Genomic DNA, 14,953 nt, shown 5'->3' with positions numbered 1-14,953 from the left:
AAGGGGAGATAGAGAAGGAAAACCTTATGCTTCGTTTTTTAACCGCTGGTGAATCGCATGGACCGGAATTGACGGCCGTTCTGGAAGGCCTCCCCGCCGGTCTAACAGTAGACATGGACGAACTCAACCGGCAGATGGCCCGTCGCCAACTTGGCTACGGCTCCGGCGGCCGCATGAAGATTGAAAAAGACACGGTGCGCATTTCCGCCGGATACATGGACAACCAGACCACCGGCGGTCCACTGGCCCTGCACCTGACCAACCGTGATTTTGCCAAATGGCGCGACCGGCAAATCGCGCCGATCACCGTGCCTCGCCCCGGCCACGCCGACCTAACCGGCGCGGTGAAATATGGCTACCGCGAACTGCGCCTGGCGTTGGAACGGGCATCGGCGCGGGAAACGGCCGCGCGCGTGGCCGTCGGCGCGGTGTGCCAGCAGTTGTTGGCCCAGTTTGGCGTGACAATTGGCAGCTACGTGGTGAGCATTGGCGTGGTAACGGCCGTTATCCCCGACGACATGCCCTACAACGAACGCTTTGCCACCGCCGAGAGTAATGACGTGCGCTGTCCATTGGATACGGCCGTACCCCTCATGCGCCAACACATCAGCGAGATTATGCAGGCCAAAGACACCATTGGCGGCGTGTTTGAGATTGTCGCCCTGGGCGCGCCGGCCGGGCTGGGCAGCCACGTCCATTGGGACCGCCGCCTGGACGCCCTGCTAATGGCCGCCGTCGGCTCCATCCACGCCGTGAAAGGCGTCGAGATCGGCCCGGCCTTCGCCAACACCCAACGGCCCGGCTCTCAGGTCCACGACGAAATCTACCTGGCGGCCGACGGCCGTACCCTCGTCCGGCGCAGCAACCACAGCGGCGGCTTTGAAGGCGGCGTCACCACCGGCGAACCCATCGTCGTCCGGGCAGCCATGAAGCCTATCTCCACTGTCCTCAACCCGCGCCACTCCGTAGACCTGGCAACCGGCGCAGAGGCCGCAACAGTCTACGAACGTTCTGATTTTTGCGCCGTACCCCGCGCCGGGGTCGTCGGCGAAGCGATGGTGGCCTATACCCTGGCCAACGCCCTGCTGGAAAAACTGGGCGGCGACAGCCTGGCAGAGATGCAGCCCCGTTTTACCGCCCTGCGCCGCGCCCACCTGGACGACCTGCCGATGGACAATACCCCCTGGAACTTCGGCTACGAATAATGTCCAACGTTCACCACCAAGAGGCCAGAAACACGAAGACAGCGCGCAAACCCCTTTCTAGCCTGCGTGTCTCTGTGGTGAATGGCGAGACGCTGGCGCTGCTGCTGATTGTGCTGTTGGCCGGCTGGCTGCGCCTGGGCTGGCCCGGCGTCAATTCGTTTGGCTTTGACGAAGCGCGGGTAAGCGACATGGCGCTGCAAATGGCCCGCCAGGGCAAATTTGCCGCTTTGGGGATGCAGTCGTCTACCGGCGTGCCCAATTTCGCCGCCTCGGTCTGGCTCTTCACCTTGCCCTATGCCCTGTCCACCAATCCGCTGGCAGCGACCAGCCTGGTCGGCTGGCTGAATACGTTGGCTGTGGTGGGCATGTGGTGGCTGGGGCGCGACGCCTGGGGCAAAACGGCCGGCCTGGTTGCGGCGCTGCTGTATGCCGCGTCGCCGTACCTGGTGTTTTACAGCCGCAGCATCTGGAGCCAGAATTTGCTGGCGCCGCTGGCGGTGTTGTGGGCGACAGCCATCGTCGCCGGGCTAAAACAGGACAAGCCGTGGTTGATTGGCCTGCACGCGTTTCTGGCCGGGTTTGTGGGGCAGGTTCATTTTGCCGGGTTTGCCCTGGCGTTGGCTTCATTGTGGATTGGCTTTCGCTTCCGGCTGTGGCGCTGGTGGACGGCCGTTACCGTGGGCCTGCTCCTGGCCGGGCTGATGGCTTTGCCGACCATCACCATCATCTGGCGCAGCGGCGATGGGGCCAAAGCCGTCATCCGCGATTTATTGGCGCAGGGCACAGCCAGCGAAGCCGACCGGTTTGCCGCCTGGCGGCAGATCGGCCAGTTGAGTATCGCCCAGGATTGGGAGAAGTTTTGGCTGAATGTGGATTGGACCTGGCCGCCGCTGTTGGCCGCCGGTCTGCAAATTGGCAGCCTGCTGCTGGCGGCGCTGGCAATCATCGGCGCAATTTGGGTTCTGAAACGGAAAACGGGAAACGGCTTACGGCTGCTAGACGGCTTTATCCTGGTCTGGGCGCTGGCCGCGCCGCTGCTGTTTATGGTCCCGCGCACGCCGGTGTATCCACAGTATCAACTGGTGGGGTTGCCGGCCGTTTTGCTGCTGGCGGGGGCGGCGGCGGCCTGGCCAAAGCCGGGTTGGCGGCTGGTGGTGGCGCTAACGGCCGTACTCATCGCCAGCTTCCAGGTAACGGCCGTGTCGCAAACCCTGTCCACTATCGCCGAAACCTTTGTGCCGGGGGGGATGGGTACGCCGCTGCGCTACCCACAAGCGGCCACGCGCCAATTGATGGCCGACGGCCGTCCGATTGTGGTGGAAACTTTTGGCGACATACCGGAATTTGACGGCGACGCGGCCATGTTTAAGGTGCTGCTGTGGGACTATCCGGCGCAAATTGTGGATGCCCGCCATGTGCTGCTGCTGCCGGATGAACCGGCCCACCTGCTGTTTACCTATGACAATTTACCGGCCTGGGAGGTGGCAACGGCCGTTGGGCTGACCAGCGGCGTGGTGCAAGACCTGCCCCGACGCGAAGGCGAGATGCCTTACGTGGCGCTGACGGTTGCTGAAGCAGCGTTGGTCGGGTTTCAGGGGGTGGAACGGCCGTATCAACTGGCAAACGGCGCCGAACTGGTAGGCTGGCAAATACAAGAACTGCCAGACAGGAATCAGATTCGCCTCATCACCCATTGGCGCATCAGCGGTGAGCCGCAGGAAGGGCACTTCCAGCAGTTTAACCATCTCTACCTGCCCGGAACCGACGCCCCCGCCCAGGTGCAAGACGTATACACCTCCTCGCGCGCCTGGCAGTCCGGCGACCACCTCATCACCTGGGTTGAATTTGCGCGCCCAGAAACCCCGCCAGCCTATTTCCATGTGGGCATGTACACCTGGCCAGACTTACAGCGCTCCCCAGTTCTCAACCGCGACGGCGTGGACCCGCTGTACCCCATTCAATTGACGATTGACGATTGACAATTGGTCCTGAGCTTGCCGAAGGATTGGCGATTGGTCCTGAGCTTGCCGAAGGATTGACGATTGCACTTTTATGCGCTCTCGCCTTCTACTGGTTTGCCGCTTTCACGCCAGGCGCGTTTGGCGTCTTCGTAGCCCATTTCGTACAATTCTTCGTGCCCTTTGCGGGTGTAGCGCACGATTTGTTCAACAGGAATCGGCCGTTTGGGCGAGACGATGATCGGGTCGGGCAAGGCGTGAAATTTGTCCTGAAACACGTCAGGAATGCCATCGCCATTTTCATCCACCAGGTCCACGTCTTCACCGTACTGAAGCTGTTCGATCAACAGCGAATTGATGGCCCGCAGACGCGCGTTCTCCACTTCCAAACGCACCAGGTCGTTAATGCGCCGGAACATCTTCAGGTCGGCCTGGAAAGAGGCCAGCAAGGCCCATTCCAGCATCACGCTGGCGGCCGAAAGCATATTGCGCGGCGTTTCCGTCTGGTTCTCCTCGTCTTCCTCCCAGGGCGTCATAATCACCACCACAATTTCCTCCGCCCCGGCGTCAATAGCCGGTCCCAGGGGCGTGTTGGCAACGGTAGCGCCATCCCAATACAGGTTGTCATGCAGTTGGGTGGCCGGGTAAACAATGGGAATGGAGCAGCTGGCGATGATATGATCGAGGCCAAGTGGTTCGCGGCGCATCCGGCTGGGATACACGTCGGTGGAATTGCCAAAGACATGCAAATGCCCGGTATTGACTTCGGTGGCGGTGACGCGTAAATGGACTTTGGCCTCGGCTGAGTTAATGCGCTCGAAGTTGACCCAACCCTGGCGCTGCAACGTTTCGCGCAGGGGGGATGTGTCTAGTAAGTAGGGGCTGCCCAGGTTGAGATGGGCCTTTTGCACATCTTGGGTGCGCAGGCGTTTCCAGAGCGACCAGAGGGAATAGGCGTTGTGGCCGGAAGCGATGGCCGCGCCATTGACCGCGCCAATCGAAGTGCCAACGACGACGTCTGGCAGCCATTCGTGTTCTTCCAGGAAGCGCAGCACACCGACGTGGTAGGCGCCGCGCCCGCCGCCGCCGGATAAAACCAAAGCTCGTTTACGGTTTTCAGTGGGCATTCTCTATCTCCCTTGAAATTGGGAGCGCAGGCGTCTCGCCTGCCAGGGCGGACGGGACGTCCGCGCTCCCAGCATTGCCATTTGTGATAGCTGGTGGATGAACGGCCGTAACTGCGGCTGGAACTTCCTGGCGGTTAGCCAATGAGCCAGGAAGGGCGGTTGCTGATTTTGGCTTTAGCCATTTGCTCCTTGGCTTCTGGCGAACAGACCGGGAGGGTGACGTGAAAGCGGCTGCCGGGGAAACGGGCTTCGTCTTCGCCATCGGATTCTACCCAGATACGGCCGTTATGCGCTTCCACCACCCCCTTCACAATGGGCAAACCCAGGCCCGGCCCCGCACCCTTGAACTTGGTGCTGCCGGTAGAGTGTAATTGTGGGTCGCCAATGCGAAAGAATTTCTCAAAAATCAGCTCATGATAACGGGCGTCAATGCCGATGCCCGTATCAGCAACAACAATTTCGATATGGTCATCCTCCCCATTTTCGCTGGGGATGGCGATGCCTTCCACCATGATGCTGCCATAATCGGGGGTATATTTAATGGCGTTGCCCAGTAAATTGGTAAACGCTTGCACCAGACGTTTAAAATCGGCGTGGATGGGTGGCAGTTCGGCCAGACCCGTTGTCGTCAGGCTAATGCGGCGGTCGCGCAGCGCATGATTCAGGGGTTCTAGCGCCAATCGGATGATGGTCTCCATCTTGGCTTCCATGTAGGTAAGCTGCATCCCATCTACATCAATCTGACTGGCGTCTAACATCGCGCTGATCAGGCTTTCCAGGCGAATGGTCGCCCGGTTGATATGGCCGACTATCTCTTTGGTCTGCTCCTGAGTCAGGGAGTTGGTCTCGTTCATTGCCGCCAGGATGTCGGCATAACCCTTTACTTGGGTCAGTGGTGTGCGCAGTTCGTGGGAGGCGATGGTGATGAAGTCTGATTTGACCTGGTCCATGATTTCCAGCCGTTCATTTTGCCTGACCAAGTCTACGTTGAGGGTGTTGATTTGTTCATTTTGCCCTTCCAATTCGGTGTATAGGCGGGCGTTTTGCAGGGCGACAACAGTCTGGTCGGCCAGGACCTGAATCAGGTCTAATTCGCCTGGCTGGTAGGGCACGCCGGAACGTTTGGGGCCGATGGCGATGACGCCATCCAGGTCACTGCCGGCGCTGACCGGGACGTAGGCTTCCATTGCCATTTCTTGCAGCCAGGAAACGGCCGTTTCCCCCATCGCCTGATACGCAGGATTAAAGTCCAGCTCATATTGCAGCACCGGCTGATGCTGCCGTACCAGAGAGGCGACCAGCAAATTATCGGTGGCCAACAAGACAGTACGGCGCGGAACAGTCCCGATGCCGGGGACCGGTTCAATTTCCACGTTGCCATCCGTTACCGTTACCAGCATGAGCGCGCCTCGATTGGTCCCGAATTTATCGCTGAGGATGCCCAAAATAAGCTCGGACAACTGCTGCACATCCAACGTGCGTGAAATAGCCTGGCTGTAATCGCGCACGATCTGGTTGGGGTCGAACCCCTCGCCAAACAGGTAACGGTAAGTTGTCCGTTCGACAACGCCGCGCAAAGGCTGATAGACAACGAAGCTCAGCACCACGGTGACGCTGGTGACAATGAGGGTCGTGCGGAATTGGTTTTGCGTCAGGCGCTGCACCAAAATAATGAGGGCGGTTAGCGGCAGCGCGGAAATCAGGACAATAATAAAGTAAGCGATGCCCCGCCGCACCCGCGTGCGCACATCAAAGATGCGATAAGAGGCGACGGCATAGGCCAGTCCAACGACGCCCAGGTAACGAATCACCTGACCGGCGATGGTCAGACCGGTGAAACGAAAGAAGGTCAGCGCCTCGCCGGTGAAGACAAGCAGCAGGGTGAGCGACCAAAAAAGCAGGCGGTTGGCGTGCCAGGGAAAATCGGTACGGCGATAATCATGCCAGGCGCGCAGCAGAATAAAGGCGCTGAGAGCAAACCAGGTTAGGAAAGAGATGGCGCTGCTAACGGTGACGGTGGCCCAGGCGGAAGCGGCCAATAGACGAAAAGGTTCGTTGGGAATCAATACATCCACAACGATGGTGGCCAGGATGGCCGCGCCGGATAGGAGGAGCCAGGTCTTTTGTTGGGGCCATTTGACGTAAACGGCCGTTGTCATCCCCAGAAACGTCGTGCCCACCAACAGGGCTTTCATGGGCAGGTTAGGCGGCAAACTGGTGTAGGGCACAAAAAACAGCAGGATTTGCCAGATGATGGACGCACCCAAAAAAGCCAGGAACCATTTCAGGGCCGACTCTTGCCGGCTGCGCCGCAGAGAGGGAGCAATCAGCACAAACGTATAGGCGACGGCAGCCAAAAGGGGAAAAATCGAGACAATCTCAGATGTAGTCATAGACTGCTTGCCTACGTTTGTTTGTCCGCGGGCGCATCGGCCACGAACGCTGCGCTGCACAAAGTCTGGGTTCGCTGCAAACGTTGTTTATTGTAACGGCCGTTTCTAGCGCTGGCAATGAAGCAGCCCGCCGAGAAAGAAAAAAGGCACAGTGATGAACTGTGCCTCTTCAGCGGACGGGGTGGGATTCGAACCCACGGTACGGTTACCCGTACACAGCATTTCCAGTGCTGCACCTTCAGCCTCTCGGTCACCCGCCCAAACGTCAGTTGTGCAAGACACGACAGATTATAATGCGAGTTTACCAACAGTCAACCCAACCTTGATAGGTGCAGCAATTCTCATTTTGCAATCCAGCCGTAGGGGCGGGACAGGCGGGGCAACATCTTTGCCAATCACCAATACCTTGCCTCCCGCCTGTCTCGCCCCTACGATAACACCAGGGCAAATTGAGAATTGCTGTGATAGGTGATGGGCAGCCAAACGGCCGTTCTTGCCCCAAACCTTCTTACCTTCTACAATTTGCTCACTTAGCCATCCTACGGATAGAAGAGGTATGACATGGAAGAACTTGTGAAGCAGTTAACGGCCGCCCAGACAGAGCTTGCGCCGCAGTTTAAGGCTTTGCGGGACGTGATGGGCGCTTTAAACACGGCCGTGCGTCTGGCTGCCGCCGAAAAAGCTGATGCCCTGCCCATGCACAAAGCCCTGAGCAAACTGGAAATGACCGCCGCCGAAGTAGACAGCGCAACATTGGATCAGGCTGTTGCCGCCTTTGCCGCTGTGACCCAAACCGCCCTGGACGACCTGGCCTTCGACTTTGCCAAAGATTTGCGCGACGAATTTGGCAAACGCGGTGAAACGGTAGACGGCCGTCCGCCCATCCTCGGCGTTGGCCTTCTTGTCTTCAAAATAGACATGGCCGCTCGCAAAGGACAGTGGTTTTACGGCCGTGAACCGCTCACCAGCGCCATTCCTTTGTCGCTTACCGGCATCCTCAAGGCCTATGACCAGCAGGTGAAGCGCGTTGTCAACCGTAGCCTGGAGAGCAATTTCCTGCCCGATTTGCAGAAAGCATGGCAAGATTGCAAGGATGAACGCAAACAACGGCCGTCTGGTGGACGCATCAACATCATCGAAGTGTACAGCAAACTCACCATGAACCGGCAAAGCGCCCGCTTTTGGAACCAGCCCTCGCGCAGCACCTTCAAAGATTACGAGCGCGTCCTCTTCGTGCGCGACCTGGTTCTGGTCCAGGCGCAAGGCGATCCGCCTTTCCGTCTAGGCGTCGCCACCAAAAGCCAGGCCGAACAATCCAGCCGCTCTATCTGGCTGCCGGAAACGGCCGTAGACGGCCAATATTACAGCGACATTACCTTTGACTAATTGTGAATTGTGAACGGTGAATTGTGAAGTGTGAATGATTTTCGGTTCACAATTCACAATTCAAACTTCACAATTCCTATGAGCGAAGCGAATCTCTCCCCCTCTCTGGCCCGGCATATCATTGAGACGCTGGGCAGTTTTGGCACGCCGCCGGCGCGTGGCATCCAGCATTTTAACGTGGGCAACCAGTCCATTTTAGACGCGCTGGACGAATTTTACCTTTCGTCTTACCTGCAAGATGGCGGCGCGGCTTACAAAATGGTCATCGGTGATTATGGCAGCGGTAAATCCCACTTCCTCTACTGCCTGCGCGACGTGGCCTGGGCGCGCAACTTCGCCGTCGCTAAAGTAGACCTCAGCCCGGTGGAGACGCCTTATGACGACCAGAAAAAGGTCTACGAAGCCGTGGCCCAACATATCATCTGGCACGAAATCGGCGAAGGGTTGAGCGATGAGACGGGTTTGACCCGTTTCCTGCAAGGCACGCTGGAGCGGGTGGTCGGTGGCGAGTTGAGCCTGGAAACGTTAAACCATCCCCTGTATCGGGGCCTGGTGGACACGCTGGAAGCCAGTGTGGTGGATAGTCCGGCGTACCAAACGGCCGTACTCGCCTACTTCGACGCCCTCATCCGCGACAACGAAGAACGGCTGGATTCCCTCTCCCGCTGGCTGCTGGGCGAAACCACCAGCCCCGACGACACCAAAATCCTGCGCGAAGTGGGCGTGACCGGCAAAATCAACAAACCCAACGCCTTTCGCATGTTGCGTTCGCTTTGTCAGGTTATCCGCGCCCTCAGTTACAGCGGCCTCATTCTCCTCTTCGATGAAGTAGACCGCATGGCCTCTGTCGGCGGCAAGGCGGAAAAGCTGGCGACCGACACCCTGCGCGAAGTGATAGACCGCACCCGCGAAGATTTGCCCGGCGCGATGTTTGTCTACGCCGTGCCGCCGCAGTTCATCAACGACGTTGTGCCCAAATACCCAGCGCTCCAGCAGCGGGTGCGCGCCCCCGGCCATTTCAGCCGCGTCAACCACTTCAGCCCGCTCATCAACCTGGACCATCTGGACCTGGACGAAAACGATCTGATGCTGGCAATTGGCGAGAAGCTGATCCCTATTTACGAAGCGGCTTTCGATGCGCAGTTGGACCACGCCATCCAGCGGGCCAATGCGGTCATTTTAGCCAACGTCGCCCGCGATGTGTTTTTAGACATCAGCCATCGCCGCTTGTTTGTGAAGTCGTTTGTGGTGGAATTGTCGCGGCAGCATTACGGCCGTCAGCACACCATCACCGAAGAAGAAGCCCAGGCCCTCCTGCGCGGCCAGATTGATGAATTATCGGGCGGCGAAACGCCGCCGTATTAATCGCCAATGGTCAATGGTTAATTGTCAATTGTCAACGCCTATTCCGTTGACCGTTGACAATTGGCTATTGACTATTAACAATTGACAATTTTTATGATCGGAAAACATGTCACACATCCGCAGTTTGGCGCGGGACAGGTAACGGCCGTTTATCGCAACGGCGCTGAATGGTTGGTGCGCTTTGAAAACGGGCTGCGCTTCCGCCGCCCCAGCCGCGAATTTATGGCCGATGGTCTTCCCGTCGGTGATGGACAGGCCATCGCTGAACCGTCGCCGACGTTTGCCCTGGCCTACCACTCCCCAGACCCCATGCCCCAATCCCAACTACAAGCCCGCCAACTCGTCGAATCGCTGCGCGTGGGCATCGCCCCGGCGCAGCACGTAGGCGAGCTAACCATCAACCTGCGGCCAGAGCGGGAAAGTCTGGTTCGCGCTCTGAATCAGGCGCACCAGCAAGGCGGCGCAGTTCGCGCTGTGGTGGGGGAGTATGGTTATGGTAAAAGCCACATGGTGGAATTGGCAACGCAGGAAGCATTGTCCCGTAATTTTTTAGTGACGACGATCAGCCTGGATTTGCAAGAACTGCCACCACACCGCGCTTTTGACATTTACCGCGAAGCCATGCGTCACTTGCGCTACCCGGACACTGACGAACGGGGGTTGGGACCACTGCTGGGCAAAACGGCCGTTCTCCCCCACACCCTGAGCCAACTGTCAGCCCTTACCCCGATAGAAAACGACCCCCTCAGCTTCGCCCTACAAGCCCTCGCCGCCACTGCCTCCTCGCGTCAGCGGCAGGCGTGGTTGAACTGGCTCATGGGCGGTCGGCGCGTCAGTCAGATGAACAAGGCCATGCCACGCGGCGTCAAATTCCCCTCCATCTACACCGTCGGCGCTAACGCCCGGCAAATTGCCTACCTGCTCACTGGCGTTTCGGCGCTGGCCCGGTTGGGCAATTACAGCGGCCTCTGCGTGTTGGTAGACGAGGCCGAAAGTTATTCGCTGCTCAAACCGTACCAGCGCCCCAAAGCCAGCCTCTTCTTCCAGGCGATCATCTACGCCGCGCTGCGCCAAAACCAGGCCAAACTCCACGAAGATCAGTTCCCCCAACATCGCTGGCGCGACTATCCCCTGGCTTACGACCAGGGGCAGTCGCTTTTTTTTCTCTTCACCGTCACCCGCAGCGATAACCGCCTGCCGCTGCAAGATTGGCTGACGGCCGATGACATCTTCTACCTGGAACCGGACGCCGACCCGCAAGAAGTGGGCCAATTTTTGCAGCGTATTCTGACTTACCACGCCCAGGCGTATGGCTACGAACCGGGCGAGCGGCAGGGACAGGTACGACGGGGCGCGGCGGAACATTTAGCGATGGGGGTGAGGAACGGCCGTTTCTCCATGCGTACCGTCGTCAGACTTTCCGTCGAACTGTTCGACCTGCTCTACCTCTACCCCGACTACGACGTCGCCACCCTGCTAGACGAACTCCGCGCCCAGGTGCGCTGATGGAAGAAACCATGATGAATGAACGTGAAGTCCAGGCGTGCATACCTGTTACCGTAAATGCGGCTTTCCTCAACCCAGATTGCGTTTTACCTTATGGTCTCACAATTGGGCATGTCCATCAGGCCATGAGCGATTTCACCGAATTTCTTGGATTCATCAACCAGCAGTTACGCACCAAGCAGATACCCCGGTTGGAAAGTTTCCTCATGCCCGCTAATTTCAGCAGTATTGTCGGCGAATTTATGACCATGAGCATCCCCAAATATTGTCCTGGTCTGGTGAAAAATCAATACCACAATGGGCATCCAGACCTGATTCCAACAGGAATGTTCCCGAATGATGCCGCGCAACATGTCAATGAGGGCATAGAAGTAAAGGGGTCTCGTCATTCCGGTGGTTGGCAAGGACACAATCCAGAAGCGGTTTGGCTCATGGTTTTTCATTTTGGGAGCAATACGGGGAATGACGGCCGTAAAGGAATTCCACCTGCACCTTTTCGCTTTCACGGCGTCTATGCGGCACAACTGGAAAAAGAGGACTGGTCGTTTTCTGGGCGCTCTGCCACAAGCCGTAGGACAATTACTGCCAGCGTTACCAAAAATGGCGTAGCAAAAATGAAGGCCAATTGGGTCTATCGTGAATCAGACTAAAGCCAGGGGTAATTGTAGTTCTTTGGTTCCTAACTCTGCGAGTTTGGGGATGGCTGACTGGCTCATCTCGAAATAGGCCAGGTGGCGCTCCAGGCCAATACTGGCGTAGCCCATTGCCTCAGCCGCGGCAATGGTTGATCCAGACCCCATAAAAGGGTCTACCACAATACCTTCCCCCAACGGTAGAGAGGCATACACTACCTGACGCATAAAAGATTGTGGCTTTAAGCTAGGATGGTCGGCGAGTTCTCGTTCACGTTGGGATGTACGTTCACTCTCGATCACATCTTCAAACGGATTACCGTCTGGTTTGCGCCTTAACCCCCCGGTCTGATAAGCACGCAAGCAATCACTCACGGTCATGCCATGCAGCAGAGGTTTGCGAAAAATTCCCCAGGGTTCATAACATCCTCTGGGCATCGTGCAAACGTCTGGGAACTCTTTCTCGGCGTTTTTTGGCCTGTCACCGCCGCGCAGCGTTCGGACCAGACGCACAATTTGACCGCGAAATTCAAACCCCGCTTCAACAATCGCCGTAAAAACAATTTGCGACAAAAATGTATTAGACGCAAGAATAACATGCCCACCGGGTCGTAAGATACGCAAAGCTAAGGTGGCCCAGTCAAAGAAATAATGTTGCACTTTTTCTCGTTCAGCCGTATTCAGGGCGGTAAAACGTGGCAGGGGTGAGCGCTCGTTCCCGTCAAATGAAGGTGGAATACGCCAGATACCTCCATTGCCGTTTGTTCTTTTATCTAGTTGATCAGGTTCATACTCTTTAACTCCATAGGGCGGATCGGTGACAATGGAATGGATGCTTTCCGCTGGAATCTCTGCCATCCAGGCGAAACAATTGGCATGTAGTAACATAGAGTTCCCAATGAACTGGTGATCGTAGTTTATCATGAACGTGTTGAAAGCGGTATTTCCTTTCATTCGTTGCCTTGCCTTCAATTACCGGCCGTCATCTTGTTCGTTGAGGATAGGTTCGCCTAGGCTGTAAACGGGGACAAGTTCACGCACCAATTTAGTGAGCTTGTTTTGCTCATCATGATTCGCCAGGATTTGCTCGAAGTCACTCAGACTTAGCAGGATTGCCTGTGGCGAATGATGCCGTTTCACAATGTAGCGGGTGTTATTTTGAATAACGTCGTTTAGAATGCGGCCAAAATTGTTTTGAGCTTCTGTTGAGGCAATTGTTTTTGTGTGCATAAGAATTGTTTACAGAATTAGCTAATTTAGCTATATTATACAATTTATGATTGATGAAAGTCAAATGATGCATGGGTTTTCCCAAGAGCAGGTTAAAGCGCGTATTCTCCACACCTGGCCGTTGTTTTTTGCCCGGCACGGCCGTTTCACCCCCATCCAACACCAGGCCATTCCGCCCATCCTGGATGGGAACGACGTTCTCGTCATCGCCGCCACGGCTTCCGGCAAAACGGAAGCCGTTATTGCTCCGCTGTTGGAGCGCCTCTGGACCAACCTGCACGCGCCCCTGACGATTCTCTACATTTGCCCCACGCGGGCGTTGGTGCGCGACTTGTACAATCGCCTGCAACCGGCGCTGGCCGATACCGGCGTCCGCCTGGGCATGAAAACCGGCGACGCGCAGCCCGGCGTGACGTTACCGGCTGTCCTCATCACCACCCCGGAATCGGCTGATTCCCTGCTGACCCGCACCCCCAAAACCTTTGCCAATGTGCAGGCCATCGTTTTGGACGAAATTCACCTGTTCGACAATACGCCGCGCGGGGACCATGTGCGCTGCCTGCTGCCGCGCATCGAGCGCATCCGGCAGTATGCCCGGCCAGACGTGGAATCGGCGCAGCGGGTGGCCTTGTCGGCCACTGTGCCGGACCCGGCGGGCGTGAGCCGACGCTACTTGCGCAATGGGACGATTGTGGCCGTGCCGGGTGGGCGGGAAATCGTGGCGGAGATTGCGCCGTTGTATGATTTGCGGGAGTTGGTGCAGGCGCTGCGTGAACGGCCGTCACGCAAATCTCTCATCTTCTGCAATTCACGGGACGAGGTGGAGCAAACGGCCGTTGCCCTGCGCCACGCCCTGCCTCATCACGCCGACATCTTCGTTCACTATAGCAATCTGGACGCGGCCATGCGCCGCGAGACGGAAGAACGCTTTGCCCAGGCCGCTGTCGCCATCTGCGTGGCCACCTCCACCCTGGAACTGGGCATAGACATCGGCAGCGTGGACGATGTGGTGCTGCTCGGCGCGCCGCCCAATGTCAACGCCTTTACGCAGCGCGTGGGCCGGGGCAGCCGCCGCGCCGCGCAAACGCCCGTCCTCTGTATGCCCAAATCCCCCGGCGAATGGGCGCGGTTTGAGGCGCTGTTGCAGTTGGCGGAGAATCGCCAATCATTCATGGTCAATCGTCAATGGCAAACTGCTTTTCGCCCGTCCGTCCTGGTGCAGCAAATCTTCAGCCTGCTCCGGCAAAGCCCCACCGGCAGCGTGCGTCTGGCCGACGTACGCCGGATCGCCCCGCCGGAAGTGACCAGCGAAGACGTCCGTAAGATTGTGTCTTACCTGGCGTTGAGCGGCTATTTGCAGCCTGGCCGACCGGGTGAATGGAAGCCCGACGAGAAGCTGAATGTACTGCTGGACCAGCACGAAATTTACAGCAACATCGGCGGCGACGTGGGCGGCATCACGGCCGTAGACGCCCACACCGGCCGGACCATCGCCCACACCGGCCAATCGTACCCGCCGGGCACAATTTTGCTGTTTGGCGGCCGTTCGATGCAGGTGGTTTGGGTGGAGCGGTATCGGTTTGGCTTAACGGCCGTGCCCGACCAGCCACCCGCCGACATCCTGCGCCAGCGCAAATCCTTCGCTGCCATCCCCTTCGATGTGACGCAAGCCGTCGCCCATTCGTTGGGAGTGGCGGCCGGCGAGATGGCCGCGCTGCCGCAAACGCCGGGCCTGTTCTTGTTTCATTTTTGGGGGTCGGTGGTGGGGGGAAGTACTGACGGCCGTTCTCCTGGCGCAAGGCGTAGCCGCCGAATCGGTCAATGAATATTGTCTGTACGTCCACCAACCTCTGGCGCAACTGCCACCCAGCGACGCCAGGACCATCCACAAAGCAGCGCGTAAACGGGTCGAGATGCTGGCGAACTGGCTGGAGATGGGTCGCTTTCAAAGCTTGCTGCCCGCCGACGTGGCCGCCGATGCTGTGTTACGCCAATTAAACCTGGAAGAGTTCAGTCAGACCTACCACACCGCCCAGATCGTGAATCAACCGGATGTGTACGGCCGTCTTGAACTACTACTCTAGCCGTAATCAGTGACCAGTGTTCAGTGTTCAGTCGTGTTACCTCTAAAACACGCACTGAACACTGAAT

The 14,953-nt window shown here is 57.8% G+C and carries 12 protein-coding genes and 1 tRNA gene; 8 read left to right on the top strand and 5 right to left on the bottom strand.

Annotated elements, in window-relative coordinates; all coding sequences use genetic code 11:
- Nucleotides 1-26: 26 nt before the first annotated feature.
- Together aroC and IPM39_07580 are read left to right on the top strand one after the other, a co-directional pair.
- Nucleotides 27-1,205 carry a chorismate synthase gene (gene aroC, locus IPM39_07585; GenBank protein ID MBK8985930.1) on the top strand — a complete coding sequence of 393 codons (1,179 nt, stop codon included), beginning with the start codon at nt 27-29 and terminating at the stop codon, nt 1,203-1,205.
- Nucleotides 1,205-3,184: a hypothetical protein gene (locus IPM39_07580; protein MBK8985929.1), complete on the top strand. Its 1,980-nt coding sequence runs from the start codon at nt 1,205-1,207 to the stop codon at nt 3,182-3,184. Before aroC ends, IPM39_07580 begins: the two co-directional genes overlap by 1 nt.
- 71 nt (nt 3,185-3,255) lie before the next feature.
- On the opposite strand, the gene IPM39_07575 is transcribed toward IPM39_07580, so the two are convergent.
- The 3 genes from IPM39_07575 to IPM39_07565 all read right to left on the bottom strand — a co-directional run bounded on the left by IPM39_07575 (nt 3,256) and on the right by IPM39_07565 (nt 6,943).
- Nucleotides 3,256-4,290, bottom strand: a complete 1,035-nt coding sequence (locus IPM39_07575; protein MBK8985928.1) for a patatin-like phospholipase family protein — start codon at nt 4,288-4,290, stop codon at nt 3,256-3,258.
- A gap of 134 nt (nt 4,291-4,424) precedes the next feature.
- A complete protein-coding gene (locus IPM39_07570) occupies nt 4,425-6,683 on the bottom strand; it encodes a GAF domain-containing sensor histidine kinase (GenBank protein ID MBK8985927.1) in 2,259 nt (752 codons plus the stop codon).
- A gap of 173 nt (nt 6,684-6,856) precedes the next feature.
- A tRNA-Ser gene (locus IPM39_07565) sits at nt 6,857-6,943 on the bottom strand.
- A gap of 301 nt (nt 6,944-7,244) precedes the next feature.
- On the opposite strand from IPM39_07565, the gene IPM39_07560 reads away from it, so the two are divergent.
- The 4 genes from IPM39_07560 (at nt 7,245) to IPM39_07545 (ending at nt 11,590) form a co-directional block, all read left to right on the top strand.
- Nucleotides 7,245-8,069, top strand: coding sequence for a hypothetical protein (locus IPM39_07560; protein MBK8985926.1), 825 nt, complete (start codon nt 7,245-7,247; stop codon nt 8,067-8,069).
- Between the two features lie 78 nt (nt 8,070-8,147).
- Complete coding sequence (locus tag IPM39_07555; GenBank protein MBK8985925.1) at nt 8,148-9,434, top strand: DUF2791 family P-loop domain-containing protein; 1,287 nt, start codon at nt 8,148-8,150, stop codon at nt 9,432-9,434.
- Nucleotides 9,435-9,527: 93 nt separating this feature from the next.
- A complete protein-coding gene (locus IPM39_07550) occupies nt 9,528-10,940 on the top strand; it encodes a DUF2791 family P-loop domain-containing protein (GenBank protein ID MBK8985924.1) in 1,413 nt (470 codons plus the stop codon).
- A gap of 125 nt (nt 10,941-11,065) precedes the next feature.
- Nucleotides 11,066-11,590 carry a hypothetical protein gene (locus IPM39_07545; protein MBK8985923.1) on the top strand — a complete coding sequence of 175 codons (525 nt, stop codon included), beginning with the start codon at nt 11,066-11,068 and terminating at the stop codon, nt 11,588-11,590.
- On the opposite strand, the gene IPM39_07540 is transcribed toward IPM39_07545, so the two are convergent.
- On the bottom strand, nt 11,582-12,526 hold the full coding sequence (locus tag IPM39_07540) for a site-specific DNA-methyltransferase (protein ID MBK8985922.1): 945 nt from the start codon (nt 12,524-12,526) through the stop codon (nt 11,582-11,584). The two genes, IPM39_07545 and IPM39_07540, sit on opposite strands and share 9 nt — an antisense overlap.
- Nucleotides 12,527-12,544: 18 nt before the next feature.
- Complete coding sequence (locus IPM39_07535) at nt 12,545-12,802, bottom strand: type II toxin-antitoxin system Phd/YefM family antitoxin (protein ID MBK8985921.1); 258 nt, start codon at nt 12,800-12,802, stop codon at nt 12,545-12,547.
- A 64-nt stretch (nt 12,803-12,866) separates the two neighbouring features.
- Between IPM39_07535 and IPM39_07530 the strand changes: the two genes are divergently transcribed.
- Nucleotides 12,867-14,627, top strand: a complete 1,761-nt coding sequence (locus IPM39_07530) for a DEAD/DEAH box helicase (GenBank protein ID MBK8985920.1) — start codon at nt 12,867-12,869, stop codon at nt 14,625-14,627.
- Between the two features lie 109 nt (nt 14,628-14,736).
- The gene (locus IPM39_07525) at nt 14,737-14,886 is read left to right on the top strand and encodes a hypothetical protein (GenBank protein MBK8985919.1); all 150 of its coding nucleotides are present in this window, start codon (nt 14,737-14,739) and stop codon (nt 14,884-14,886) included.
- Nucleotides 14,887-14,953: the final 67 nt, after the last annotated feature.

Source organism: Candidatus Leptovillus gracilis (genome assembly GCA_016716065.1).
Taxonomy (GTDB): Bacteria; Chloroflexota; Anaerolineae; order Promineifilales; family Promineifilaceae; genus Leptovillus; species Leptovillus gracilis.
This window is presented reverse-complemented; position numbering and strand designations above follow the sequence as displayed.

Excerpts from the sequence above, each read along its gene's own strand:
- aroC (MBK8985930.1), top strand. The coding sequence starts at position 27 with ATGCTTCGTTTTTTAACCGCTGGTGAATCGCATGGACCGGAATTGACG.
- IPM39_07580 (MBK8985929.1), top strand. The coding sequence starts at position 1,205 with ATGTCCAACGTTCACCACCAAGAGGCCAGAAACACGAAGACAGCGCGC.
- IPM39_07575 (MBK8985928.1), bottom strand. The coding sequence starts at position 4,290 with ATGCCCACTGAAAACCGTAAACGAGCTTTGGTTTTATCCGGCGGCGGC.
- IPM39_07570 (MBK8985927.1), bottom strand. The coding sequence starts at position 6,683 with ATGACTACATCTGAGATTGTCTCGATTTTTCCCCTTTTGGCTGCCGTC.
- IPM39_07560 (MBK8985926.1), top strand. The coding sequence starts at position 7,245 with ATGGAAGAACTTGTGAAGCAGTTAACGGCCGCCCAGACAGAGCTTGCG.
- IPM39_07555 (MBK8985925.1), top strand. The coding sequence starts at position 8,148 with ATGAGCGAAGCGAATCTCTCCCCCTCTCTGGCCCGGCATATCATTGAG.
- IPM39_07550 (MBK8985924.1), top strand. The coding sequence starts at position 9,528 with ATGATCGGAAAACATGTCACACATCCGCAGTTTGGCGCGGGACAGGTA.
- IPM39_07545 (MBK8985923.1), top strand. The coding sequence starts at position 11,066 with ATGAGCGATTTCACCGAATTTCTTGGATTCATCAACCAGCAGTTACGC.
- IPM39_07540 (MBK8985922.1), bottom strand. The coding sequence starts at position 12,526 with ATGAAAGGAAATACCGCTTTCAACACGTTCATGATAAACTACGATCAC.
- IPM39_07535 (MBK8985921.1), bottom strand. The coding sequence starts at position 12,802 with ATGCACACAAAAACAATTGCCTCAACAGAAGCTCAAAACAATTTTGGC.
- IPM39_07530 (MBK8985920.1), top strand. The coding sequence starts at position 12,867 with ATGATGCATGGGTTTTCCCAAGAGCAGGTTAAAGCGCGTATTCTCCAC.
- IPM39_07525 (MBK8985919.1), top strand. The coding sequence starts at position 14,737 with ATGGGTCGCTTTCAAAGCTTGCTGCCCGCCGACGTGGCCGCCGATGCT.